This is a genomic window from Adhaeribacter terrigena (assembly GCF_016623615.1).
GTDB lineage: Bacteria > Bacteroidota > Bacteroidia > Cytophagales > Hymenobacteraceae > Adhaeribacter_A > Adhaeribacter_A terrigena.
In genome coordinates this window covers 747,436-773,105 of record NZ_JAEHFX010000001.1, presented here as the reverse complement: position 1 = coordinate 773,105, position 25,670 = coordinate 747,436, and the positions used below count along the sequence as shown (strand labels likewise).

23 protein-coding genes are annotated in these 25,670 nt (G+C 46.6%); 11 read left to right on the top strand and 12 right to left on the bottom strand.

Annotation, left to right across the window (positions count from 1 at the left end):
* The first annotated feature begins 73 nt into the window (after positions 1–73).
* The gene (locus tag I5M27_RS03125) at positions 74–919 is read left to right on the top strand and encodes an outer membrane beta-barrel protein (protein WP_200504559.1); all 846 of its coding nucleotides are present in this window, start codon (positions 74–76) and stop codon (positions 917–919) included.
* Between the two features lie 169 nt (positions 920–1,088).
* A complete protein-coding gene (meaB, locus tag I5M27_RS03120; RefSeq protein ID WP_200504558.1) occupies positions 1,089–2,069 on the top strand; it encodes a methylmalonyl Co-A mutase-associated GTPase MeaB in 981 nt (326 codons plus the stop codon).
* On the opposite strand, the gene I5M27_RS03115 is transcribed toward meaB, so the two are convergent.
* The 6 genes from I5M27_RS03115 to I5M27_RS03090 form a co-directional block, all read right to left on the bottom strand.
* Positions 2,061–2,474, bottom strand: a complete 414-nt coding sequence (locus I5M27_RS03115) for a hypothetical protein (protein ID WP_200504557.1) — start codon at positions 2,472–2,474, stop codon at positions 2,061–2,063. The two genes, meaB and I5M27_RS03115, sit on opposite strands and share 9 nt — an antisense overlap.
* A gap of 85 nt (positions 2,475–2,559) precedes the next feature.
* On the bottom strand, positions 2,560–5,469 hold the full coding sequence (locus tag I5M27_RS03110; RefSeq protein WP_200504556.1) for an outer membrane beta-barrel protein: 2,910 nt from the start codon (positions 5,467–5,469) through the stop codon (positions 2,560–2,562).
* A 122-nt stretch (positions 5,470–5,591) separates the two neighbouring features.
* Positions 5,592–6,797, bottom strand: coding sequence for a toxin-antitoxin system YwqK family antitoxin (locus tag I5M27_RS03105; RefSeq protein ID WP_200504555.1), 1,206 nt, complete (start codon positions 6,795–6,797; stop codon positions 5,592–5,594).
* A 17-nt stretch (positions 6,798–6,814) separates the two neighbouring features.
* Positions 6,815–7,174 carry a dihydroneopterin aldolase gene (gene folB / locus I5M27_RS03100; RefSeq protein WP_200504554.1) on the bottom strand — a complete coding sequence of 120 codons (360 nt, stop codon included), beginning with the start codon at positions 7,172–7,174 and terminating at the stop codon, positions 6,815–6,817.
* A gap of 154 nt (positions 7,175–7,328) precedes the next feature.
* Positions 7,329–8,492, bottom strand: a complete 1,164-nt coding sequence (locus I5M27_RS03095) for a DivIVA domain-containing protein (protein WP_200504553.1) — start codon at positions 8,490–8,492, stop codon at positions 7,329–7,331.
* The gene (locus tag I5M27_RS03090; protein WP_200504552.1) at positions 8,452–9,417 is read right to left on the bottom strand and encodes a WD40 repeat domain-containing protein; all 966 of its coding nucleotides are present in this window, start codon (positions 9,415–9,417) and stop codon (positions 8,452–8,454) included. The genes I5M27_RS03095 and I5M27_RS03090 overlap by 41 nt, the downstream gene beginning before the upstream one ends.
* Before the next feature lie 166 nt (positions 9,418–9,583).
* Here I5M27_RS03090 and I5M27_RS18775 point away from each other — a divergent pair, with 166 nt between their 5' ends.
* Both I5M27_RS18775 and I5M27_RS03080 read left to right on the top strand, forming a co-directional pair.
* Positions 9,584–10,237, top strand: a complete 654-nt coding sequence (locus I5M27_RS18775; protein ID WP_200504551.1) for a 4'-phosphopantetheinyl transferase family protein — start codon at positions 9,584–9,586, stop codon at positions 10,235–10,237.
* Positions 10,238–10,241: 4 nt separating this feature from the next.
* Positions 10,242–10,838, top strand: a complete 597-nt coding sequence (locus I5M27_RS03080; protein WP_200504550.1) for a thioredoxin family protein — start codon at positions 10,242–10,244, stop codon at positions 10,836–10,838.
* Positions 10,839–10,990: 152 nt separating this feature from the next.
* Here I5M27_RS03080 and I5M27_RS03075 read toward each other — a convergent pair whose 3' ends face one another.
* From I5M27_RS03075 to I5M27_RS03055, 5 genes are all read right to left on the bottom strand, one after another.
* A complete protein-coding gene (locus I5M27_RS03075) occupies positions 10,991–11,869 on the bottom strand; it encodes a transglutaminase-like domain-containing protein (protein ID WP_200504549.1) in 879 nt (292 codons plus the stop codon).
* Between the two features lie 61 nt (positions 11,870–11,930).
* Complete coding sequence (locus tag I5M27_RS03070; RefSeq protein WP_317193547.1) at positions 11,931–12,185, bottom strand: four helix bundle protein; 255 nt, start codon at positions 12,183–12,185, stop codon at positions 11,931–11,933.
* A 191-nt stretch (positions 12,186–12,376) separates the two neighbouring features.
* Complete coding sequence (locus tag I5M27_RS03065) at positions 12,377–14,005, bottom strand: acyl-CoA carboxylase subunit beta (RefSeq protein ID WP_200504548.1); 1,629 nt, start codon at positions 14,003–14,005, stop codon at positions 12,377–12,379.
* 304 nt (positions 14,006–14,309) lie between these two features.
* Complete coding sequence (locus tag I5M27_RS03060; protein WP_200504547.1) at positions 14,310–15,347, bottom strand: MlaD family protein; 1,038 nt, start codon at positions 15,345–15,347, stop codon at positions 14,310–14,312.
* A gap of 15 nt (positions 15,348–15,362) precedes the next feature.
* Positions 15,363–16,142, bottom strand: a complete 780-nt coding sequence (locus I5M27_RS03055; RefSeq protein WP_200504546.1) for an N-acetylmuramoyl-L-alanine amidase family protein — start codon at positions 16,140–16,142, stop codon at positions 15,363–15,365.
* 114 nt (positions 16,143–16,256) lie between these two features.
* Here I5M27_RS03055 and I5M27_RS03050 point away from each other — a divergent pair, with 114 nt between their 5' ends.
* From I5M27_RS03050 to I5M27_RS03025, 6 genes are all read left to right on the top strand, one after another.
* Positions 16,257–18,839, top strand: coding sequence for a putative LPS assembly protein LptD (locus tag I5M27_RS03050; RefSeq protein ID WP_200504545.1), 2,583 nt, complete (start codon positions 16,257–16,259; stop codon positions 18,837–18,839).
* Positions 18,840–19,092: 253 nt separating this feature from the next.
* Positions 19,093–19,908, top strand: a complete 816-nt coding sequence (gene panB, locus I5M27_RS03045) for a 3-methyl-2-oxobutanoate hydroxymethyltransferase (protein ID WP_200504544.1) — start codon at positions 19,093–19,095, stop codon at positions 19,906–19,908.
* Between the two features lie 92 nt (positions 19,909–20,000).
* The gene (locus I5M27_RS03040) at positions 20,001–20,519 is read left to right on the top strand and encodes a DUF6756 family protein (RefSeq protein WP_200504543.1); all 519 of its coding nucleotides are present in this window, start codon (positions 20,001–20,003) and stop codon (positions 20,517–20,519) included.
* A 30-nt stretch (positions 20,520–20,549) separates the two neighbouring features.
* Positions 20,550–21,227 (top strand): RluA family pseudouridine synthase, encoded by a 678-nt coding sequence (locus tag I5M27_RS03035; RefSeq protein WP_200504542.1) that lies wholly within the window; start codon positions 20,550–20,552, stop codon positions 21,225–21,227.
* 380 nt (positions 21,228–21,607) lie between these two features.
* Positions 21,608–22,348, top strand: coding sequence for an acyl-CoA desaturase (locus I5M27_RS03030; protein ID WP_200504541.1), 741 nt, complete (start codon positions 21,608–21,610; stop codon positions 22,346–22,348).
* 93 nt (positions 22,349–22,441) lie between these two features.
* The gene (locus tag I5M27_RS03025; RefSeq protein ID WP_200504540.1) at positions 22,442–22,726 is read left to right on the top strand and encodes a hypothetical protein; all 285 of its coding nucleotides are present in this window, start codon (positions 22,442–22,444) and stop codon (positions 22,724–22,726) included.
* 51 nt (positions 22,727–22,777) lie between these two features.
* Here I5M27_RS03025 and I5M27_RS03020 read toward each other — a convergent pair whose 3' ends face one another.
* Positions 22,778–23,905, bottom strand: coding sequence for a DUF418 domain-containing protein (locus I5M27_RS03020; RefSeq protein WP_200504539.1), 1,128 nt, complete (start codon positions 23,903–23,905; stop codon positions 22,778–22,780).
* An 87-nt stretch (positions 23,906–23,992) separates the two neighbouring features.
* On the opposite strand from I5M27_RS03020, the gene I5M27_RS03015 reads away from it, so the two are divergent.
* Positions 23,993–25,636: a sulfatase-like hydrolase/transferase gene (locus I5M27_RS03015; RefSeq protein ID WP_200504538.1), complete on the top strand. Its 1,644-nt coding sequence runs from the start codon at positions 23,993–23,995 to the stop codon at positions 25,634–25,636.
* The last annotated feature ends 34 nt before the right edge of the window (positions 25,637–25,670 follow it).

The window sequence follows — 25,670 nt, the reverse complement described above, 5'->3', positions numbered from 1 at the left end:
GTTCACTAATCATAAAATCACTATGTTTACGCGTTACAAAACATAACCTTTCATCTTTCCTATTAAAACGTTTATGAAAAAACACATTGTATTAGCTGTTGCATTGGCTGGCGGCTTATTTCTGGCCCAGTCAGAAGCCAAAGCCCAGGGAGCTTACGTAAAACTCGGCGGTGCTTATAACTTCGGCGTGGCTTCAGAAAGAAACTACAACGAAACTGCCACGCAAACAAATTCACAAACTGGCAGTACCTATAATGTTAGTTACGAAAAAGTAAATGTGAACTATGGCAAAGGCATTACTGCCGGCGGAACGGTAGGTTATATGTTCAATGAACACGTTGGCGCGGAACTGGGAATCGGTTACCTGATCGGCGGAAAAAATGAACTGAAAGACATCCGTACCAACAATGGCAATTCTGAAAGCTACGAATCGGAAGTATCTTCCCGCATGTTGCTTTTACAGCCGGCGCTGGTAATTTCAGCGGGTATGGAAGGCATCAATCCGTATGCACGCTTAGGGTTGGTAGCTGCCAAAGGATCGGTAACCGGAACAGATATTAACATGGGAGACGGCGATAAATACGAGCAGGAAACCAAACTTAGCGGTGGCTGGGGACTTGGTTTGCAGGCCGGCCTTGGGGTAGAATTCAAAATGAGCGACAACATGGCTTTCTTTTCTGAAGTAACCATGAACAACCTGAGCTACTCTCCGGATAAAGCGGAAGTAACCAAAGCTTCTTACAACGGCAAAGATGTGCTGGGCGAGTTTACTACCAACGATAAAGAAACCGAATTTGTAGATGATTATTCTTTCAACAGCAACGACCAGCCTTCGGATTCTGAGCCGGATAAAAGCTCAAAATTCAACATGCCTTTCAGCTCAGTTGGCGTTGGTGTAGGTATTAAATTTAACTTCTAATTTCGTTTAGAAATATCCTTACTTTTGAAAACGCTCTGGAAACCCGGGGCGTTTTTTTATGCCTAAACCCTACCGTTTTCCCGCACTTCCGGAGTTTTTTCCGAAATAATTTGCATCCTGTAAAAAACGGTATCATTTTCGGGCTGAAAAGTCTAAAAACTGAATTGCCGTGGCCAAAAGATTTCCGGTTGAATTTTACGCAGAACGCATTTTAGCCCACGACCGGCTGGGTTTAAGCCGCGCCATTACGCTGGTAGAAAGCACCCTGCCCTCCGACCGCGAACTGGCCCACCAGGTAATGCAGCAAATCCTGCCTTTCGCCGGAAATTCGGTGCGTATTGGGATTACCGGCGTGCCGGGCGTTGGCAAAAGTACCTTCATCGAAACCTTTGGGAATTATGTAACCAATACGCTGGGTAAAAAACTGGCCGTGCTGGCCATAGATCCTACCAGTCAGAAAACCGGCGGCAGCATTCTCGGCGATAAAACCCGCATGGAAACCCTGGCCGGCAACCCAATGGCCTATATCCGTCCTTCGCCGGCGGGCAAGAGTTTAGGCGGCGTAACGCGCAGCACCCGCGAGAGCATTATGCTTTGCGAAGCGGCCGGTTTCGAAGTGATCTTTGTAGAAACCGTAGGCGTAGGCCAAAGTGAAACGGCAGTAAATGAAATGGTAGATTTTTTCCTGTTGCTGATGCTGGCCGGCGCCGGCGACGAATTACAGGGCATAAAAAAAGGCATTATGGAAATGGCCGACGCCGTGGTAATTACCAAAGCCGACGGGCAAAACTTACAGAAAGCCCGGGTTGCCCGCGCCGAATTTCAAAGTGCCTTGCATTTATTTCCGCGTTCCGCTTCGGGCTGGATCCCCAAAGTTTCCATTTCTTCGGCGCTCGAAAATACCGGCATTCCGGAAATCTGGAAAACCATTGAGGCCTACCTGGAAACGGTAAGAAACGGTAGCTTTTTCGAACAAAAAAGGCAGAACCAAAACCTGCACTGGCTCCACGAAACCATCCGCCAAACCCTGCTAGACCGCTTTTTTGCCAAACCTGAAGTACTAAAAACGCTACCGGAATTAGAGCAAAAAGTGCTGCACGGCGAAGTTTCGGCATTTGCCGCGGCAGAGGAAATTCTGAAGTTAAATTAAGGATTTATCTATTTTATTTTGTTGTACCTGTTTCAACTTCCAAACACAATAAACCAATAAAATAGCAAACAAATTAACCCCGAGCTGTAAAGTTGTATCAGAAATTAATGTAAAACTAAAATAAAATTTAAAACTCAAAACTTGTTCTACACTCCAAAGAGGGCTGCCGTCCACAAGTAGAATTAAAAGTTGACAGCTTGCCCAAATATTTAAGAATTGTAGAGCTCGCTTATTTCGCTTATACATTAAAAAACTACCTGCTATTCCAATTAAAGAAATTAACAAAGAGGCATAGTTTCCGGACATTTCCCAAAGTTGGGTAGAAATATTTATCAAACTAAAGATAATTACATAAAACCCAAAAAACACTTCAAGCCAGGTTCTTTTTTGTAATTGGTTTTCCATAAACAGGTTCGGTTTTTTGTAATAGTATTGAAAATTTAGATTAAAACAAAAAGCGCTTCCGGGAAAACCAGAAGCGCTTTTTAGATTAATTACCATAGGGCCGGTTAGGCATACCTCCCGGAGGAGGACCTTGCATACCCGGCGAGCCATCCGGACGGGAAGATTCCGGGGCAGCTTTCCCGCTTCCAAATGCCCGGAGGTTATAGGTGAACACAACCATAAAATAGCGCTGCAATACGTTCGTTTCCACGTCTTCAATATAGGTTTCGGTAATGTTGCGCTGAATGCTGTTGTTCTGACTCAGCAGATCGAAGCCCGTTAATTTAATTTCGCCCTGATTGTTCTTGAACAGCTTTTTACCAATGGCTGCGTTCCAGAGCAAATAATTCTGATCGATGCCGGCCGCTAAACCATTGTAATACTGGTGCGCCAGATCGGTTTGCACAAACAAACCATTCCAGATGATCCAGTTAAAACGCAGCGAAGAATTCTGGTTGAAATAATTGTTATTGGAACGCGTATTCAGGGAATTCTCCACTAAGTTGTAGCTCGGGTTAGTGCTCAAGGTAAAATCCAGGTTCTCGCTGATATTGCTGCTTAATACAATTCCGGCGGTGTACGCCTGCGTGTTCGAGTAATTCACCTGGTTATTGATCATACCCGGTAAACGCGTAAAAGTAGCGCCGGCATTCAGGTTCAGGTTCGTTTTCATAAAACCCAGCGGCATGCCATAATTCACAAAGGAACGGATGCGGAAAAAGCCATCCAGGTTATCCGGTCGCGAAAGTTGTCCGCCGTCCGGCACGCGAATACCAATTGGCAAAACGGTATCTTTTCGGGCAATAAAAGTGCTGTTGGCAATGTAGTTATCAGCCACTTCCCCGCTTATCATCGCAAAAAAATTGGTCGATTTTCCGGGGTTGGCGGCAGAATAACGCGTTACCAGCATGTGGCGGTAATCTTGTTGCAGGTTCGGGTTACCGGTAGTTAACAGCAACGGGTTGGAATTATCGATCACGTTCTGCAACTGGTTAATACTCGGGGCGTTGGTGCTGGTGCGGTAAAATAAGCGCAGGTTTTTATCCTTCGTCAGATTATAGCGAACCATGGCAAACGGCAACACATTATTGAATTTCCGGTTAATATTGGTTTGGAACGGGAATTCCTGCTTGCTTTTCAGGTTGGCATACTGATACATGCCTCGCGCCACAAACATAAAATCTTTGCTCGGGCTGTAACGGTAGCCTAAACCCGCCTGCTGGGTTAAGTAATCGGAATTAAATACGTTGGAAAGTCCCGGATTGAAAGCGGTGTATCCTTTCTCCGCTTCGGAATAATCGTAGGTTTTCTGGTCGGCTTCGTTGCGGCGCAAACTGGCATTGTATTCCACCGAAAGACTGCTTTTATCCGTGATCGGTTCGGTATAGGTAAGGTTGGTACCCAAAGTCGGGCCCGAAGTTTCCAGCGCTGACGTTTGATTGATCAGCTCGGTTTGCAGCGAATCTTTATTGAAGAACTGGTTTTCGGCCTGCAACAAACGGTCGCCGTTATTGCCCGAAAGATCGGTATTGAAACTGGCCGAAAAAGTACGGCCACGTTTGGCAAAACGGTGGCGGTAAAGTAATTCGCTCGAGAAGTTATAGCCCAGCAGGTCGGTTTTCAGTTCGTTGCGGGTGCTGTTCAGGAAATCGCCAAAACTGAGGGTTTGTCCGAAAAGATTAGAAGTCCCGTCGTTTTGCTGTAAGGTTAAGCGCGGCGTTAACCGGATCGAGTTCATCGAATCTATTTCCCATTCCATCCGGAAATTAAACCGGTGGTTAATATTCATGGCATCGGAACGGCTGCGCTCGGCATATACCTGCCCGGAATCGGAAAGTGCCACATATTCGCGGAAAACGTTCTGGTTAGCCAGGTTATCGGTGGCGTTCAGAAAGTAGCTGCCGGTTACATCCATTTTCTTACCCCATTTATCGGCATAATTCAAACCAAAGGCATGCGTTTTAGAAACCCCGTTGCGCGTACTTACCTGAAAATCGGAAGCTCCGCCGCCGCCGCCGCCAAAATTTCCGCCTGGTCCGCCACCCGGCCGGCCACCCATACCGCCCCGGCCACCTCTGCCGCCTTGTCCGCCGCCGCTGGAAACGCCTAAAAGATCGGAAGCCGAAAAATTCTGCTGGTTGATGTTGTTGGTTTGCCCGATGATGGTAAGGCGGCGGTTGCCGTTCATGAAATTGATATTGCCGCCGGCCTGGTACCGGTTATCGGTACCGGCCCCGGCATATACTTTCCCGAACCTGCCGTTGCGCATATTCGGTTTGGTTACAATGTTGATGGTTTTGGTCGTGTTGCCATCGTTAAACCCGCTGAACTTCGATTGTTCGCTCTGTTGGTCGAAGATCTGGATCTTGTCGATCACTTCGGCCGGTAAATTGCGCAGCGTGGCCGCCGCATCGTCGCCAAAAAACTCTTTGCCGTCTACCAGCACTTTTTTTACTTCTTCGCCCTGCGCCTGCACTTTGCCGTCCTGCATGGTTACGCCGGGCACTTTCTGTACCAGATCTTCGGCGCTGGCATCGGGGTTGGTTTTAAACGCTTTGGAATTGAATTCGGAAGTATCGCCTTTCTGCACCGCCGTAGCCGCGCGGCCCACAATCTCTACTTCCTGCAGCCGTTTGGCATCTTCTTCCACCGTAATATTGCCCAGATTTACCGGCAAAGCGGCCACCTGAATTACGCGGCGGTAAGGTTTATAACCGAGGTACTGAATCTTTAATGCATAACGCCCGATGGCTACATCCGGAAAGGTAAAAAGGCCTTCCATATCGGTTTGCACGGGTTTAAGCGTAGAATCAGGCAAAGAAACGAGCAGCACCTGCGCAAAAGAAACGGGCTGGCTGGTAATTTTATCGGTAATCCTTCCGGAAACGCTTACGCCCTGGGCGAAAGAAAGATGAGCAGTAAAGCTTAAAAATAGCAGTAAGAAAAATGTTCTCATAGAAGCACTAAACGCAGTTATGCCGGTTTAGATGTGGTAAATGGGTAAAGGTTTAATGGTTTGACTTTTTTAGCTGTTTACCCTACCGTTTTTCAAAGAAGACTTTTGATTGTCGGAGAAAGTTATTCTCTCAGCCTTAATAAGATCTCGTTATTTTCTCGTGCCTGTGAAAGAATAAGTTTCGGGATCAATACCTGCTTATCGTGTATAAGGATGGTAAAGAAATGACTATATCCAAACCGAACTTTATTTACTCGTGCGGAATTCCACAAATTCATTTGCTTTAACTGCGCATGCAGAGAATTCTCTAAGACAACATCATTAATGGAAGAAAGTACGCTTATCTCGCTTACTGCATCAGATTTTTCTACATTTAGGCCAACAATCAGCCATTGGTTTGTTACATCTTTTGCTAAAGAAGCTTGGAGTTTCTCTTGCAATTCCGGATAGAAACTGGCTTCTAACCTTTTCTGGTTGTATCTTACATCGTGTAGAATGGCCGTCCGAATAAGCTGGCCCTTAGCATCTTTCAGACATGGGGTAAAGAAACTCTCAGCCAAGTTCAGGTTTTCGGCCGGATAGGGACTGTTAAAGGTAATTCTTGCTCGATCAGTATAATTGGAATAATCGTTCGGAATGCTTTTTCTTCGCTCAGAATACCCTTTTATAAATTTCCCGTTCTCAAATAATTCTATCCCATCGCTTTTACCGAATCGAAAAACAGTATTGTACATGGTCCATTCACCATGCATTTTACCTTCTTTTAAGGTACCCCGCATTTGGTACAAATGGCAACCATTGAAAACAAAGGTGCCTAAAAAATTACCATTACCATTGATTACCTGCGCTACATTGTTAGAATCGAGGTAAGTAACTACAAAGGGTTCGCTGTTTATAAAATTGATGACTTTTTCCAGCTTGCCGTCAGAATAAAAGTATTTCCAGATTCCCTCACGGACATGATCTCTATAAAACCCTGTTTCTGAAATATTTCCGTTTTTATAGTAATAAACAGCTTTGCCGTTCAGGTTATTATTTTGAATTTCGCCAACAAAAGCAAGTTTTCCATCCCCAAAATAATCCCGGACCAGCCCCTTAAAATTTATGTATTCCCTATCTATACGCCCGACGCGATAATAACTGGCGCAACCGGCTGGCACTACCTGTCCGGCGCAATTGAAATGCACTTTCAGGCTATCGCCATTGAGTACCTCCACGTACTTCCCTATTTTAAAAGAATCAGGTAAATTCTGCCCATGGGCACTAAAACCAGCGGCTAACAAAGCCACCAGGCAATATAAAAATTTTATGAATCCAGAATTGATCATCTGACTTTTTTAGTTGTTTACCCTACCGTTTCTTCCAGCGTAACCATAGCCCGGTGGCAAATTCCTCCCAGCGGCGGGTTGAATTTGTAGATGTTTACTTTCACCTTTTTCACCTTCGGGAATTTATTCATAACCTGCGCAATTACGCGGTGTCCGATATGTTCTAAAAGCCGGGCCGGTTGTTTCATTTGCTCCAACACAATGCTGTAAAGCGTTTCGTAATTCACGGTTTCGTGCAGGTCGTCGGAAGCGGCAGCGGCGTGCAGGTCGGTTTCGATGTAAAGGTCTACGCCGTATTTATTCCCGATCTTTTGTTCTTCGTCGTAAAAACCGTGAAAGGCAAAAAACTCCATGCCTTCTAATGCAATCTGGCCCATGATTTAATGTGCTAATTATTTAATGTGCTAATGTGCTGTTTTTAAAAGTGTGAAGATGGGGAAATTATTTGCTTTCTCGAAAACAAAAAAGCAGCTCAGGAAATTGAGCTGCTTTTTTAGTCTTAAATCTTATGTCTAATATCTAACGTCTGTATTACAAATCATCGAAAAACGAGGTTTCGGCCATGGCTTTTTCTTTCTGGAAAACCGGGCCTTTGCCGGGCTCGGTTAACGGTGGCTGAATTTCCGGGGTATTGGGCGTTAAGGGCTGAATCTCCGGAACTGGTCTTTCAATTTCGGGTTTGGGAATATTGGGAATATCTTTTTCCGGATTAGGTACCACCGGCGATGGAATATTTGGAACCGGCGTTTCCGGCTGCGGAACTTCCGGCTTTGGCGGTGTTACGCCCGGGGTAGCAGGGTTAATGCTGGGCTCGGGTTTCGTGCTTGGTAAAATCTCCGGCTGAATTACGGGCTCCAATGGTTGTGGCTCCTGCGGCTGCGTTGGCTTTTCGCGTTCCGGCGCAGTACCAGGTGCTGTTGAAGGCGTATGTTCCGGCGCTTTGGTTGGTTGCGGGTTTTCTTTCGGCGATTCCGGAATGGATTCTTCGCTGCCGCCACCGCCACTAGCTACAACCGCTGCTGCTACCGGAAGCGCTTCCGGGGTTTTATAAGTATTTACTTTTGGCGTGTTTTGTGCTACCGTTTTTACCGGCAGTTCGCCTAACAGATCTTTGTCCATTTCAATTTCTTTCACCTTTATATTGGCGGCCCGACTCATGATACTGGATAAAGATACTTTAGGTTTTGCCTGGTTTTTTTCTACTTTTTCCAGTGCATCGGTAGCCAGGTGCTTGAGCTCGCGCACCAGGTTTTCTACGTAAGATTCTATGCGCTCGTGCTCCTGCTCCATAGTTTTAACCTCCTGCTGCATTTCGGCAATGGCTTTTTCCGATTGCTTGTAGGCATCTTCTATCAGGCTGCGGGCTTTCTGGCGGGCTTCGTTCATCAGTTGGTCGGCTTTGAACTGGGCTTCGCGGATCCGCAGGTCGGCTTCTTTGTTGGCTTGCTCCTGGATGCTGGCGCTGGTATCTTCGGCTGTTTTCAGGGTTTTATAGAGGCTGCTTTCCACTTCACGCATTTTCTGCACTTCGCGGGTAGCCACTTCCAGTTTCATTTTGAGGTCTTTGTTCTCATCGTTCATCTTTTCCCACTGCTGCGACAGCGTGAGCAAAAACGCCTGCACTTCGTCTTTATCTACCCCTCTGAATGCTTTCTCAAACGTTTTCTGCCGAATTTCTAACGGTGTTATCTTCATACCTCTTTAATTTAATATCCCAAACCGAAATGGTGCGGTCATCGCTACACGAAACTAATGCATTTTCGTGGCCTGACCAAAATAATTTATTAACCGATGTTCCGTGCCCGGCGTGCCGCGCTTTGTCTATTACTTTGAGCAATTTAAAGCTTGCGGCATCCCACACTTTTATGCTTTTATCCATGCTGCAGGTGGCAAAATACTTACCATCCGGGCTGAACGTAAGGTGATTTATGGTGAACAAATGTGCAATAATGCTGGCGTGTTCTTCGTAATTTTTTTCTGCGTTCCAGACCCGTAAATGCGCGTCGCGGCTGCCGCTTAACAGGTATTTGCCGTCGGGGGTGTACGCAACCGTAAAAACGGAGTTGGCGTGGGCGTCAATTTCCTGCTTCAGCTTCAGCGTGTCAGCTTCAAATATTTTTATGGTGTGGTCGGAATAGCCGGCAGCCAGTTCGTTTCGGGCTTCGTTCAGGGCCAGGCACCGCAGGCTTTTTCCGTTGCCTTTCAGCACTTTTTTCACCGAAAACGATAGCGTTTCTACTTCCACCAGACTGCCATCGGCCAGGCCGGCGTAGAGTTTCTGGTGCTTTTCGGAATAGGCCAGATCGAAAATGGCAACCGGTGGCATGGCAACCGTTTGTATCAGTTTTTTGGTTCCCGGCGCTACCACCTGCAGGCTTTTAAAATTCTGCCCGATCACGAGCAGGTCTTTATCAGCTAAATATTTCAGGGCGTATACCGAACTGTTGGCGTTGGCAATCAGGTCGCCGTTTTCAGGATCGTTCAGGTTCCAGGCTACCACAAAACCATCGCCGGCGGCCGAAAAGAAAACATGTTCCAGCCCCGAACGCTCGAGCGTGTATACGCAGTCGCGGTGCCCGGTTAAGGTGGCGGTTTTGGTAACTTCCAGCGGACTGGCCATTTTTTGAGTGCAGAATTGGTTTTATTTTATAAATTTACAAAGTTTCGGGCGAAATCCGGATTTTATTTTCCTTTCAGGCCAACCAAAACCTGATTTTATTTGTCTGGCTGTAAAAACCGGTTCCATTCGGTTTGTAAAACTTCTAAATTCCGAACAAAAAATTCCCGTGCCGCTTACCGATCTCCGCGAAATTAACGCTACCACTTTTATAGGTTTCTGGCAGATTACCGAAACGGTGGAAGCGCTCACCTTGCTTTTCAGAAAACTGCGCCCGCAGCAGGAAATACCGGTTTTTAAAAGTGCAGTCCGGCAGCAGGAATGGCTGGCGAGCCGCATTCTGGTTTACCTGCTTTTGCAGGATTTCACGTCTGAACCTTACCAGATCACTTCGAATGAAAACGGCAAACCTGAATTTACCGGCACGCCTTACCAGGTTTCGGTTTCGCAGAGCGGCGGCATGGTGGCAGTGCTGCTTTCCGATTGCTTTGAAGTTGGCATAGATATTGAAATTATCCGGGAAAAGATCCTGAAGCTTGCTTCTAAATTCCTGAACGACAAGGAACTGCAGCAGGCTAACCAGGATCTGAAGAAAACCTGTTTGTATTGGAGCGCGAAAGAAACCCTGTATAAAATGTATAGCCGCAAAAAACTGCTTTTTAAAGAAAACTTAGCCGTCGGCCCGGTTTGGGAAACGGAAAAAGGCGTTTTGGAAGGCAAAGTACTGGTCAACAACTTTCACCGGAATTTTACCGTTCACTTCGAAAATTTTGATAATTTCATGCTCACATACTGCCTGGCTTCACCCGAAAATGAAAATTAACCCTATGAAATTCTTTAGCGCTGTATTCGTTTTTTCTTTGCTTTCGCTTAGCGTACTGGCGCAGGGCGGTTATCAGCTGGGTCAGAAAGTAAACAATTTCACCTTGAAAGATGCAGCCGGCCGGGCGGTTTCGCTGCAGGATTTTGCGGGCACCAAAACCGTGGTGCTGGTTTTTACCAACAACCTTTGCCCCTACTCTAAACTCTACGAAAACCGCCTGCTGAGTTTGAATAATACGTACCAGAACCGCGGCGTAAGATTCGTGTTCATTAACCCGGCCATTGGCACAGAAGACGGCGAAACGGTAGCGGAAATGGCTCAAAAAGTAAACGACAGGAATTACACCTTTCCGTATTTAGCCGACGAAGGCCAGAAGATTAGCCAGCAATTCGGGGCTACCAAAACGCCGGAAGTATTTGTGCTGCACGGCACCGGCAAAGATTTTATTCTGAAATACAAAGGCGCCATAGACGATAATCCGCAGCTGGAAAGCGGCGTGAAAGACAATTATCTCCGCAATGCCATTGAAGCTGTTCTGAACGACCGCAACGTGCAGTCTTTCGATAAACGGGCTACGGGCTGCCTGATCAAAAAGTATTAAATTAAAATTTAAAGATTTGAAAATGAGAAAATTTGAAGATGATACTGATTTATCATTAGTAAACTTTTCATTTCTTTACCAAAGCGAAATCAACGAAAAACCCGCAGCCTGGAGATCTGCTGCGGGTTTTTCGTGCTAAAAGCATAGCGTTTTTATTCTTCGTCCTCTTCTTCGGTTTTGTTCAGGTTGTCTTTGTCGTCGGTAATAGCGTCGAGGAGCATGGTTACTTCGGCAGCTTTTTCCAGGTCGTTCATTTTTTCGAAACTGAAAGCCAGGTTACGGAGCGAGCGCTGCACAATGGCCAGGTTGCCGCAGGGTTCATAAAAGATCTCTACCGGGTTCAGGTTTAGTTGCAGCAGATAATTATCGATATCGGTTTTGGTTAAGATCAGGCCTTTATTGTATACGTTAATGTAAAACTGATCTAAAACTTCGTGTTTATACGTGAGCACAAACAAATTCGGCAGATTTACGCCATAGATCGGCAAGCCCAGTTTCTGCGCAATGGTGAGGTAAATTACGCACAGCGTAAGCGGGTTACCACGTTTATTCTCCAGCACCAGATGCAACATGGAGTTGGAAGGCGCATGAAAATTAACCGTATTCGCCGAAAACTTATTGACTTTGAAAAACGCATAATTCAGCGCTTTTACCTGGTCGTAAGGGTGCATGTCGGGCTTAACGAGCAGCCAGGCTTCGTAGTAGATCTGCTCAATCGCTTTGGTGATGCTGGCAAACTCTACATCCGGGTACTGGTAAGTGTTTACGAGCCAGATGCCGCGCAGCAGATCCGTTGCCCCTTCTTCTTTCCAGGAAATCAGGCGGTTTTTGAGCGCCGAGAACTGCAGGTCGTGGATAAGGTCTTCCAGCTTTTTCTGGAAATCCGGGTTCAGGGTTTCTTCCCAGGCTTCCTCCAGGAACGGGATAATGGTATCGCCCAGGTTATTGATCTGCTCGCCTACATGCCGCGCAATTTCCGGATCTTCGTCTTCCAGCAGCGAGATCAGCGCTTTTATTTCTTTATTGGTCAAATTTTTTAGTGATTAGTGATTAGTGATTCGTGATTCGTAAGTCAGATACAAACCGCAAACACTAATCTGAATTTCTAATTTTTCCGGTTGTCTTTAAAATAGCGAATAATATTTTGCTCAATTCAACGCAATCTTCCAATAGAGAGTTAAATACTTTTTCATCTAAATTCTCTGCTTTTTTTAAAAACTGAAGCCAATACTTGGTTTCCAAGGCTTCTTTGTAGGCAATTGAAATTTCAGCTAAGAAGTCGGGGTTACTGATGCCTCCAATTGCTTCAGTAACGTTTGCTCCAAAAGAAGTTCCGCTCCGTAACAGCTGCTTAGATAAAACAAACTCCTTTCTCTCCAGACAAATATTTATAAGCCTTTACAATACGTAAGGCAAAAGCATAAGATTTATGCTTAATGATACTTTCTGATATAGAAACACAGCTAAAATGGTTCTTACGAATCACATTTAGCCGTGTTACTAATCACTATTCATTAATCATTACCATAATCACTAAATCATGTTTGAATAACGCCTACATTGAATTGCTTCTCGATCGGGGCGTGGTTGGCAGCTTCTATGCCCATGGAAATCACTTTGCGGGTTTCCAGCGGATCAATAATGCCATCTACCCATAAACGCGCGGCAGCGTAGTATGGCGAAAGTTGCTCGTTGTAGCGGGCCGTGATCTTGTCCAGCAGTTCTTTTTCGGCTTCCGGGGTAATCTCTTCGCCTTTGGCTTTTAAAGAGGCAACCTGAATTTGAAGCAAGGTATTACCGGCGGCGGCTCCACTCATTACCGCTAACTGGGCCGTTGGCCAGGCATAGATCAATCTTGGATCGTAGGCTTTGCCGCACATGGCGTAGTTACCCGCACCGTATGAGTTACCGATCAGGATCGTGAATTTCGGTACTACGGAATTGGCCATGGCATTTACCATTTTAGCGCCGTCTTTAATAATGCCGCCGTGCTCTGATTTGGAACCAACCATAAATCCGGAAACGTCCTGGATAAACACCAGCGGAATTTTCTTCTGGTTGCAGTTCATAATGAAGCGCGCAGCTTTATCGGCCGAATCGGAATAGATCACGCCGCCCATTTGCATTTCGCCTTTTTTGCTTTTAACGATCTTGCGCTGGTTCGCCACAATTCCCACGGCCCAGCCATCGATCCGGGCTAAACCGCAAACCAACGTCTGGCCATAAAGATCTTTGTAAGGCTCAAATTCCGAATTATCTACCAAACGGTTGATGATGTCCATCACGTCGTAAGGTTTTACGCGGTCAGTTGGCAGCAATCCGTAGATCTCTTTTTCGTCGAGTTTTGGTTTGGCCGGCGCAGCGCGGTTGAAACCGGCTTTGTCGTAATCGCCCATTTTATCGAAGATATTGCGGATCGCATCGAGACATTCCTGGTCGGTCTGGAACTTATAATCGGTTACGCCGGAAATTTCGGAATGCGTGGTAGCGCCGCCTAAGGTTTCGTTATCGATGCTTTCGCCGATGGCCGCTTTTACTAAATATGAACCTGCCAGGAAAATAGAACCGGTCTGGTCTACGATCATGGCTTCGTCGCTCATAATAGGCAGATACGCGCCACCAGCCACGCAGCTTCCCATAATGGCCGAGATCTGCACGATTCCCATGGAACTCATGATGGCGTTATTGCGGAACATGCGGCCAAAGTGTTCTTTATCGGGGAAAATCTCATCCTGCATAGGCAGGAAAACACCGGCGCTGTCTACCAGGTAAATTACCGGCAGTTTGTTTTCCATGGCAATTTCCTGCGCACGCAGGTTTTTCTTGGCCGTGATCGGGAACCAGGCACCGGCTTTTACGGTGGCATCATTGGCCACGATCATTACCTGACGGCCTTTTACGTAACCAATGCCGGTAACCACGCCGCCGCTCGGGCAACCGCCGTATTCTTTATACATGCCTTCACCAGCAAAAGCACCAATTTCCAGGAATTCCGATTCATCATCAATCAAATAATCGATGCGTTCGCGGGCGGTAAGTTTGCCTTTGGCGTGTTGCTTGGCAATGTTCTTTTCGCCGCCGCCGAGGTGTATTTTTTTGAGTCTGGTTTTGAGCTGAAAACTGAGTTGCTTCAGCGCGTCTTCGTTCTTATTAAATTCGATATCCATTGAAGGAGCAAGATGAGAAATGAAAAAACAATTCCAGCTGTGAAATGCCGGTTGGGCAAAGTTACTAAAATTTGGCAAAGCCCCCGAACCAGTTTTTCAGCCCGAAACCCTACCGTTTCGAATACAAATTTCAGAATTGCGGATGAAACGGATTTATTGATGTCGCTGATTTTTTAATTCAAACCTGCGTTCAAAAAGTTTAAAGCGACCTTTCCCGCAGGCAACCCCACAGTTTAAGGCATAAAAAAACGCTATACTTTTAAGGCTCAAAAGTATAGCGTTTCTGAAAAAATTTTACTCGGCTTTATTTGGTTGCGGGGGTCGGCTTACGGGTAGTATCTACGTTATTCACTTCTTTAATCTTCACTTCACCGGTGCCTTTGGTGTTTACCACGTTGGCTTTCTCCACTTTGGTATCGCCGCTGCCCGCCCCTTTGCCAAAAACCGAGAAATGTACGTAACGTTTCGGGTTTGCTTTCAGGTCTATCATTAAGGCATCCATGTTTTTAGCGGTGCTGTTCAGGTTGTTGTAAAGCGAATCGTCGTTCATGAGTTTGCCCAGCGTACCGTTGTTTTCGTTGAATTTCTTCACGGCTATCTGCGCTTCGGTTACGGTGGCGTTCATGTTGCGGATCGCATCGTTGAGTTCCGAATTTTTAAGCGTATCGGTAATGGTTGTCAGGTTTCCGGCCAGGCGATCGAACTTGCGTTGCGTGGCTTTCAGGCTGTAAGTCAGTTCGCTCAGGTTGGTGGTAATTTCGTGCATGTTCCGCTGGTTCATGATCAGGATATTCTTCATGGCCTCGGTAGATGCCTGCGCGTTGAGCATGGTAGCCTGCATGCTTTTTTTGGCGTCTTTATCAAAGAAAGAGTTGATCTTGAGCAAGGTAGAATCTACGCTGCCCATCAGCGGCATGGCTTTGGCGGTAAGCATATCGGTCAGGCTTTTTTCGGTAAACGAGATCAGCGTATCGCCGCCCTCGTAACGCCGGGTGTTGGCCCGCATAATTAACGTTATGGCCTTACCTCCCAGAATAGAACTGCTCGAAAGGTTGGCAATGGTAGAATCGCCCACGTCAATATCTTCGTTGATATCCATGGTAACCAGGATGCGGTTTTTATTTTTGGGCTGCAACTTTACGTCCTGCACAATGCCGATCTTCACGCCATTGAGCAACACCGGGTTGGAAATGGTAAGCCCGTCTACGGTATCGTAGAGGGCATAAAAGGTACGGGTATCGGAGAAAAGATTACTTCCCCGTAAAAAGGAGTATCCAAAGTATAAGGCAACAGCAGCAGCAATACCCAGCAGGGCAACTTTAATTTCTTTTGTGATTCTCACGGAGGTTTAATTAGCTTAATTCATGGCTTCTAACTCTACTTTGTAGTCTTTAAAAGCTCTATATATTCCTGAAGCCATATACGTTTGGCCCAATTTATCGTTCAGGTATTTTTCTTCGGCATTATTTGTTAAAAATCCAAGTTCTATCAGGGCGCTGGGCATGGCACTTTTCCAGAGTACCAGAAGGCCGGCTTGTTTTACGCCGCGGCTGGTGCGCCCAACTTTATGCTTGAACTGGTATTCTACCTTCTGGGCAAACCGCAGGCTGTTCTCTATATACGCACTTTGGTACAAAGCGAACATAATGTGGCTTTGCGCAGAATTCGGGTCGAAACCGTTATATTTTTCCTGGTAGTTCTCTTCTTCCAGAATTACGGCGTTTTCGCGTTTGGCCACTTTTAAATTCCCTTCCGAAGTATGCAAACCCATGCAATAAGTTTCGGTGCCATAAGCCGTAGACGGTCCGGAATTACAATGAATGGAAATAAAGAGGTCGGCCCGGTTTTTATTGGCGATGCCGGCCCGGTCAATGAGTTCTACGAAGGTATCGGTTTTACGGGTGTAAATAACTTTTACATCGGGCATTTCTTTTTCTATATACTGCCCCAGTTGCAGGGCAACCTTCAGGGCTATATGCGCTTCTTTGGAATGGCGGCCGTTGCAACCGGGATCTTTGCCTCCGTGGCCGGCATCAATTACAACTGTACGTAACCTGAAAGCCTTCCGGGAAGTACCCGTAAAAGAACCTAAAACAAAAAAAATCGCTAAAACGGAAACGGTTACAATATTTTTCACGAGTTGCGTTACTTAAAGCGAAACCTATAACTTTGTACAAAATAAGCAAAATTTTACCATAAACTGAAAACGCCAGCCTACATTTTCAGAATCGCCCTGCTGATTCTGTCTGTTTTGGGGATAACGGAAGGCCTGCTGGCCCAGGTTACCCCGCCCGATACTATTGCCCAAAACACCGATACTATACGCGTAAGTGCAGCCCGTAAAGGCGGCGTGGAAACCACCATCAACTATTCGGCCCGCGATTCGATCCGCTTCGATGTGGTGCAGAAGATCATGTACCTTTTCGGCGATGCCAAGATCGATTACGGAACTACCTCGCTGGTAGCCGAACAAATTCAGATAAACTGGGAAACCAGCACGGTGTACGCAAACGGCGTGCCCGATTCTGCCGGCAAGCTCGTGGGTACGCCTATTTTTAAAGACGGCGAAGAAATGTACGAAGCCGAAAAAATGGCTTACAATTATAAAACCAAGCGCGGCAAAATTACCGGGGCCATTACCAAACAGGGCGAAGGCTACATTCACGCGGAAACGGTAAAGAAAAATGCCGACAACGAACTTTTCGGGCAGAATGCGCAATACACCACTTGCGACCTGAAACACCCGCACTTTTTTATTAATGCCCACAAAATGAAAGTGGAACCGGGCCGCAAAGTGATTACCGGCCCGTTCAACCTCTGGATCGGCGATGTGCCTACTCCGCTGGGCTTTTTGTTCGGTTTATTCCCTACGCCTAAAAAACGGGCTTCCGGGGTTATTATTCCCACTTTTGGCGAAACCCGCGAACGGGGTTTTTACCTGCGCAACGGCGGCTATTACTGGGCCGTGAACGATTACCTGGGCATGCGTTTTATGGGCGACATTTATTCTCTGGGCGATTACGGGGTTTCGGCGCACGGCGATTATTATAAACGCTACAAATACCGGGGTAATTTCAGTTTAGAGCACAGCACGTTTAATGGGGAGGATCAACTGTCTACAGATGCCACCGTAGGTCCACCCAGGTTATTCCGGCCGCAAAACAAAACATATTGGGTGCGCTGGAACCACTCGCCGGAAGCATTAGGAGGCCGCGGCCGGTTCAGCGCCAGCGTTAACGCCGGTTCTTCGAGCTACAATAAAGTAAATGCCACCGATCCCGGCCAATACCTGTCTTCTACCTTCCAGTCGGCGGTTTCTTATTCGCGGTCTTTGCCGAACGCGCCGATAAATTATGACATCCGGGCCAGCCATTTCCAGAACGTGCAAACCAAGGAAGTTACCTTTAACTTGCCCGATTTTACCTTAGGAACCAACAGCCTTTACCCGTTCCGCTGGCTAGCGCCGGAAGTGCCAACCGGCGCCTGGTACGAAAACATTACCAACCAGGCTTATTTCACTTATCGCCTGAATGCGCAGAACCGGTTCACCAACCGGGTAGGCCGCGATACGCTGGATTTTTCTAAACATCTTGACCGCATTCTTTCCGCAGGGCAATACGGCGCAGACCATAATTTCAACATCAGCCTGGGCAGTTATAAAATTCTGAAATATTTAAATTTCTCGCCGAACGTAGCGTACCGGGAATCTTGGCAGTTCAAACGGCTGGATTACCGGTTTACCCAAACGGCGGCCGGACTAGATTCCATTGAAACCGATACTATTTCCCGATTCAGCCGCATTTACAATTATTCGGCGGGTGCCAGTTTAAGCACCCAGATCTACGGGATGTATAACTTCAAGGGCAAAAAGATCAAAGCGATCCGCCACGTAATTAACCCGGCCGTTTCGTATAACTTCAGCCCCGATTTTGGCGACCCGCGCTATGATTTCTACGAAACCTTGCCAAAGTTAAACCAGGAAGGTACCCAACGGCTTTCGCGCTACAACGGCATGCTTTACAGCGCCCCGTCACCGTTTCCGCAGAGTTCCCTTAATTTTAGTTTGCGCAATTCCGTGGAAATGAAAAAAGTATCGAAAAAAGATACCGTAAGCGGGTTTGACAAAGTAAAACTGATCGATAACCTGACGGCGAGCGGGGGCTATAATTTCGCCGCCGATTCCTTTAACCTGAGCGATATTCTGGTACAGCTGAATACGAATCTCTTCAACCGGATCAGCATAAACATGACCTTTAACTTCAGCCCGTATCAGTTCTACAATGGCCGGCGCGTAAACGAGTATGAATTCGGCCGGGGCAATTACAAGCTGGTAAACTTCACCCAGGCCAATTTCGATGTTTCTACCGATCTGAACCCGGAAAACTGGAAACGGGAAAAACGTGAAAGCACCAACAGTTACCCGGTTGGGCCGGAAACGCAGCCTACTACTTACCCGCAAACGGCCGTGACTGCGCTGCCCGAGTACGTAGATTTTGACGTTAAATGGTCGCTTTACCTGGGCTTTAACGCTTCTTATTTCAACCCGCGGTATTTCCCCGAAGGTAGTATTACCCAGAACCGCAACGTAATGGTGCGCGGCACCGTGAATCCCAGCGAAAAATGGAAAGTGGCCTTCAGTTCGGGTTACGACATGGTAAATAAAGACGTAACGTTTACCAAGATAGACCTGTACCGCGACCTGCATTGCTGGGAAATGAGTATCGGCTGGACGCCTTTCGGGTATGCGCAGGGGTATTACGTGAACATCAACGTGAAATCTTCTATTCTGCGTGACCTGAAATTCACCCGCAACCAGACCTATTATAACCGGTAATTCTTTAAAGACTTTTTGGGGCGGAAACCCTACCGTTTTTATTTACTTTCTTTCATTTGCGGAAGAAAGCCTAAAAACGGTAGGGTTTTTCGCGTAAAAACTATAGCCTTTTGTACCGGTACCGTTCGCTGAAAAGTGCAAACCCTCCGGACATCCGGTTACTTATATGCTATGGGAGAAAGTCAAAACCGGTTGAGCATTAAAAAAGCCGTTTTCTTTTTCTACCTTTGGGAAACGCGATAAACTTATTTGCATGTCGGTTCAGAAAGATATAAAACGCATTACCACGCACCAGTTGCAGGCCATGAAGCAGCGGGGCGAAAAGATTTCCATGCTTACGGCTTACGATTTTTCCATGGCTACCATTTTCGATGAAGCCGGAATAGACGTGTTGCTGGTAGGCGATTCGGCCAGTAACGTAATGGCCGGCCACGAAACTACCCTGCCTATCACCCTCGACCAGATGATCTACCATGCGCAAAGCGTAGTGCGGGGCATTAAGCGGGCATTTGTGGTGGTAGATATGCCTTTTGGTTCTTACCAGGGAAATTCTTCCGAAGCTTTGCGTTCGGCTATCCGGATCATGAAGGAATCGGGCGGGCACGGCATTAAGCTGGAAGGCGGTTCGGAAATTAAAGATTCAATCGTAAGGATTCTGAGCGCAGGCATTCCGATCATGGGCCATTTGGGTTTAACGCCACAATCTATCTATAAATTCGGAACGTATACCGTGCGCGCCAAAGAAGAAGAAGAAGCCAATAAACTGATAGAAGACGCGTTGCTTTTGCAGGAATTAGGCTGTTTCTCGATCGTGCTGGAAAAGATCCCTTCGGAACTGGCCAAAAAAGTAGCCGAACAATTAACCATTCCTATTATTGGTATTGGCGCCGGCCCGCACGTAGACGGCCAGGTTTTGGTAGCGCACGACATGCTGGGCATTAACAAGGAATTCAAACCAAGGTTCCTGCGCCGTTACGCCGATCTGCACACCATCATGACCGATGCGGTAACCAACTACATTGCCGACGTAAAAAACCGCGATTTCCCGAACGAGAAAGAAGCTTATTAAGGCTTAATGAATTAGGATTAATGATTAATTTCCCGGATGACCGTAAAACGGAAAATTCATCATTAGTTATTAACTATTATTCATTAAAAAACATGGCAACTTTTCGGGAACGGATTATTGGGCTGGCGCGGTTGCTGAAGCTTTCGCGGGAACAGTTTACCGTGGGGCCTTTTACGCACTGGCCTGCTATTCAGAAAAAGATCGAGAGCCGCTTTATTATGAAAACCAGCTCGGATCTGCAGCCTCAGGAATGGCCGGAGCATTTTAAAGGCCGGCAAAAACTTATTCCGCTAAAAGGCTTCGAACCATATGAATATCTGGATGAATTGCTGCCCGAAAATGAGATCTACTGGCTGCTTTTACCCGATCCAAACGTTCAGGAATCCAAACTCTGGCTTTTTCAGGGAACCGTGCAGGCCATTCAGAAAGTACTGAGCCAGTTACCGAAGCTTGCGTTTTACGTGGTGGCCAAAAAATACGAATGGCTGCTATTTTACAACCAGCAAGATGCCTTCATAGGCTTAGGCGAATTACCAGAAAAACCTGAACCGTTTAGAGAGCCTGAACCATCTCCACAGCCTCCCGAAACTCCCGAAGGAGAAAATTCATAATTAACCATTAATCATTACTCATTAATAAAAATGCTGGACGTTTTGTATGAAGACAACCATTTGCTGGTAGTTAACAAGCCGGCCGGTTTACTGGTGCAGGGCGATGCGACCGGCGATGTTACTTTACCCGATCTGGCCAAAGAATACCTGCGCGAGAAATACAACAAACCCGGTAATATTTTTGTAGGGGTAGTGCATCGGCTCGACCGGCCGGTGAGCGGCGTGGTAGTACTGGCTAAAACATCGAAAGCACTTGCCCGGATGAACGAACTTTTCCGGAGCAATAAAACCACTAAAACGTACCTGGCAATTTCGCTGCAAAAACCTAATCAGACCGAAGCGCGCCTGGAACATTGGTTGGTGAAAGATCCTGCCAAAAATATTACTAAAGCCTTTTCTTCGGAAAAACCGGGCAGTCAGCGCGCTGAACTGCGTTACAAATTGCTGATGCACCGTGAACAATATTACCTGATGCAGGTGAATCCGGTAACCGGCCGGCCGCACCAGATCCGCGTGCAAATGGCTTCGCAGAAAAGTCCGCTGCTGGGCGATGTAAAATACGGTGCCCCCGCCCTTTTGCCCGACAAACGCATTGGCCTGCACGCCTATCAGCTGGAATTTGAGCACCCGGTACAGAAAACGACTATAAAAATAACCGCGCCGCTGCCAAATGTGCAACCCTGGAAAATTTTCCGGCAGGACTTTTAAATCGTTATTCTCTGAATCACAAGTCATGTCGCAAGTTTAAGCGGAGCCGTAACTTGTGACTTTCCCTTAATAGCAAGGTTGTAACTTGTGGAAGCACTACGATATTATTTCGACTTTTTCACGGCGGTAACCTAGCGTTTTATAGCGTGCGGTTTATTTGCCTTGCAGACATTGTCAATTACAAACTGACCAAAGATATTCCCACAAGTTACTTCTCCGCCTAAACTGGCGGGATGATTCTGATCAGTTTTCTTAAATTCTTTTGCACCGACCTGTCAGGTATGCTGCCTACTTCGTAATTTTGTGAACGAATTAGCTCCCCTGGTGTTTACCTTTCGAAGCTACTGACTTTTTCAGCCGTAAACTATACCGTTTTTTCAATGATCATTATTGTCTTTTTTATTGTTCACTGGTACCTGTCGTTGTTTGTGCAAACGTTTTACCTGCACCGGTATTCGGCGCATAAAATGTTTACCATGAATAAATTCTGGGAGAAATTTTTCTTTTTCCTGACCTATATCAGCCAGGGTTCGTCATTCCTTTCGCCGCGCGCTTATGCCATTTTGCACCGCATGCACCACGCATTTTCCGATACGCCGAAAGATCCGCATTCGCCGCATTATTACACCAACGCATTCAGCATGATGTGGCAAACCAAAAATATTTACAACGATGTATTGCACCACCGCGTAACGCCGGAAGATCGTTTTGAAGGCAATTATCCGCTCTGGAACAGCCTGGAAAATTTTGGCGATACCTACTGGAGCCGTATAGGCTGGGGCTTGTTTTACGTGGCATTTTACGTGGCCTTTGTGCCGGCCGATATGTGGTATCTGTACCTGTTGCTGCCGATTCACTTCCTGATGGGTCCGATTCACGGGGCTATTGTTAACTGGAGCGGCCACAAATACGGTTACCAGAATTTCGACAACAACGATAAATCGCGCAACTCTTTGTTTTTTGATTTTGTAACCGGCGGCGAATTGTTTCAGAATAACCACCACAAACTGCCAACCCGCGTGAATTTCGGAGTAAAATGGTGGGAAGTGGACCCGACCTACCCGGTGATCTGGACGCTGGATAAACTCGGCATTATTAAACTGAAAAAAGTGCGCGCGTAGTTTTCAGCTGCATTTCCATAGCGTTTTCAAAGCCTTTTCCTTGCGGGAAAGGCTTTTTTTTGTTATCTTGAATCCGAAACAAATCTGAAAACCATGAAATTTACTTTTGGATTGAAATTTTTCTTTTTTGCCGGCTTTATCCTTACCCTTACCGGCGCATTATTTACGGTGCAAACCCTACCCGGCGCTTCGGCAATAATTTGGGGGGGCCTGGGGCTTTCAATCATTTTTATGCTGCAGGCTTTATCGGAGATTTATACAACCGAAAAACTTGCGGTTTCTGAAAAGATCATGTGGAGTATTGGCATTCTGATGACTTCGGGCTTTGCCGGTTTGCTTTATGTGACTTCCCTTCGTCCGAAACTGGTGCGGGCCTAGATTCTGAATACTACAATAAAAAATGCCTTTTCAGCCATGAGAAGGCATTTTTTATTTATGGTCATACGCAAATTTCCGAAGCGCCTTTTCCACCGGTCCTAGTTTGAAATTCCGGAGCCACCAAACGGAAACAAGAGCTTGCATGAGCATTAGCAATCCGTAAGCCAACCAAAGTTGCAGCGGCGGAACTTGCAGGTAAAAACGGAGACCATAACCGTAAAAAACGAAACTAAACAGCAGGTTCTGGAACAGGTAATGGCTTAAGGTCAGGCGGCCGGCGGCGATGTAAAGTTGCCAGAAACGCATTGCCGGAAATCGGAGAAATAAAAGTAGCGGCACTAAAACAAACAACGAAACATTGGCCAGAAAGAAAAGGGCCAGTATAATTGCTTTGATTACTTCCAGGTGCGCCGGCCGGATTGCCTCGCCGCGTAAGCCGGAAAACTGCAACAAGGCGCCGCACACCATAAAACTCAGCAAGCCAATTATAAAATACCTGGATACTGTGCTGAATTGTAGCCACTGCTTAAATTTCTGGTTCCGGCCCAGGAAAAATCCCAATATCATAAACGCAAAGATCCGGGCCAGAAACAACAGGAATTCCGGGGAAGCCAGGCCGTGCAAAAACTCGGGAAGGCGGTAACGGAGCAAGGTAAGAAAACTGCCTTTTGCATAAACTTCCGGGGGAATGCCGCTAAAAACGGTAGGGTTTGGGGGCAAAAAACCGGCGGGCAGAAAACTGAGCAAAAACAAAATTGCAGACAAGGAAAGCAGAATGCGATCAGGCAGATCTTTCAGGCTGAATAACAGCAAACCCAGCAAGGCGTATTGCAGAAGCACGTCGCCGTTCCAGATAAAAACTAACTGCGTTAAGCCCAAAAGTGCTATGAAAAGACTGCGCCGGAAAAAAGGTTTATGGCCGCGCTGCGCAAAAGAAAAAGCCGTGGCAAACCCAAAAAGCAGTGCAAAAACCGGGTAAAACTTTCCCCGGAAAAACAGCATAAAAACGCTCAGCAAAGCCTGACTAACGGGTTCGGGGAAACTGGCGGCAAACAAAGCAATGTGTTCGTTGGCCGCATTAAAGCTCAGAATATTTTCGGCCCCAATTCCCACCAGGGCAATTCCCCGGATCAGGTCTGGGGCTGGCAGCCGTTGAGAAGCAAGTTGGGGTGAATGCATAAAAACTGCTGACCGCTTTTTAATGGGCAGAATTGCGAATTAGATTAACTTGCCGAAATTGCACAAAAAAAGCAGAACCTTTTGCCGATGCCCTTACTTTTTCTGAAAAAAAACTACCGTTTTCTGCTGGGCTTTGTCGTGCTGCTGCTTTACGTGGCCACTGCGGAAATGCGGCCGGGCCGGTTGTATTTCATTTTAAACTACCTGCTTTTTCAGGTGAGTATTACCGATTTCCTGGCTTACGCCGCGCTTTTCCTGCTTTCGGCTTTTAGTTTTTGGGTGTTGCTGTTTTTGAAGAACCGGTATCTATGGCTGGCTTTCATACTCTTGTTAGCTCCAGCACTTTTTGTCAGTTTTTCCTACCGTTTTATTTCGGGCTATAATTTTATGTACTCCGATGCGACTACGGCGCTGAACAACCTGAAATTGCTGCCGCTGGCTTTCGGGAATTTTAAATCCGAGATCCTGCTGGCTTTGCTGGCAACGGTTCTGGTAATTGGTTTCAGTTGGTTTTTGCGAAAGAAAATGAAGCTGCGGTTTTCGGGCGTTTACACCTTTTTGCCGGTTTTGGCTACCGTTTTAGTTTTACTGCAGGTTAAGAACAGCAACGGTATCGTCGATGATTTTCCGGCCATATTTCGCGTTCCCGTAGATCTGGCTGTGGGTGCTACGAACCGCTTAACGCAGCCGATCAGGCAAACCGTACCGGTAAAACCGGTGCAGAAAGGCGTTCCGAAATTATTCCTGATTGTAGATGAAAGCGTGACCGGCGGCGAGCTTGGTTTGAACAATCCGAACCTGGAAACTACACCATTTCTGAAAAAACACGCAGCTTCGTTTATCAATTTCGGATTGGCATCTTCAACCACCAATCAGAGCGACGGTTCTAATATTGCGCTCATGTGCGGTACGCGGCCGGAAGAATTGCCGGATAAAAACCAGCTTACCTTGCAGCGCCAGAACATTTTTCAGTTTGCCAAAAAGGCTGGTTACACAACTTATTATATCGACGGGCAGCTTACGGGTAAAACGTTGCAGAATTTTGTTTCGCCGGAAGACCTGAAATACATCGATCATTTCTGGCAACCCGGCGATGCTTTCCCGGATCAACCGCGTTACCTGCGCGATCATTTGATAGCTGAAAAACTGACTGAACTGGCAAAATCAGAAAAAAAGGTATTCGTTTATGTGGTAAAAGTAGGGGCGCACTGGCCGTATGCTTCGGCTTACCCGGCAGATTCGGCATTTTTTCAGCCGGTTTTAGGCAAGCGCAGTTTGTATAAAGATCGGGAACGAACCCTGAATACCTACCACAATGCTTTGCGCTGGAGCGTGGATGAATTCTGGAAAAAACTGCACGTCAATATTTTGCCACAAGACAGTACGCTGGTGATTTACACCTCAGACCACGGCCAGAATTTGCGGGAAGAAGGATTTAATTTTGCGCACGCCTCTGTGTTTAAAGCCAGTCAGCAGGAAGCGGAAGTACCTTTATTGATCTGGGATCCGGCCAGACAATTGCCCGCGAATTTCAAACCGAACTTTCCGAACCAATACAGCCACGCGTATATTTTCCCGACTTTGCTTTGGCTGCAGGGCTTTCCGCAGGAATATATAAGAAAAAACTACGGGCCAACCCTGGCCGATACGGTAAAACCCAGACCGCGCTATTTCCTAACCGGCGATTTTTTCGGACGCGGACCAACCAGTTTAAACCGGTTCAGAGATTAAAACAAAATTTCTTTGCTTCAGACTTTTTAGGGCC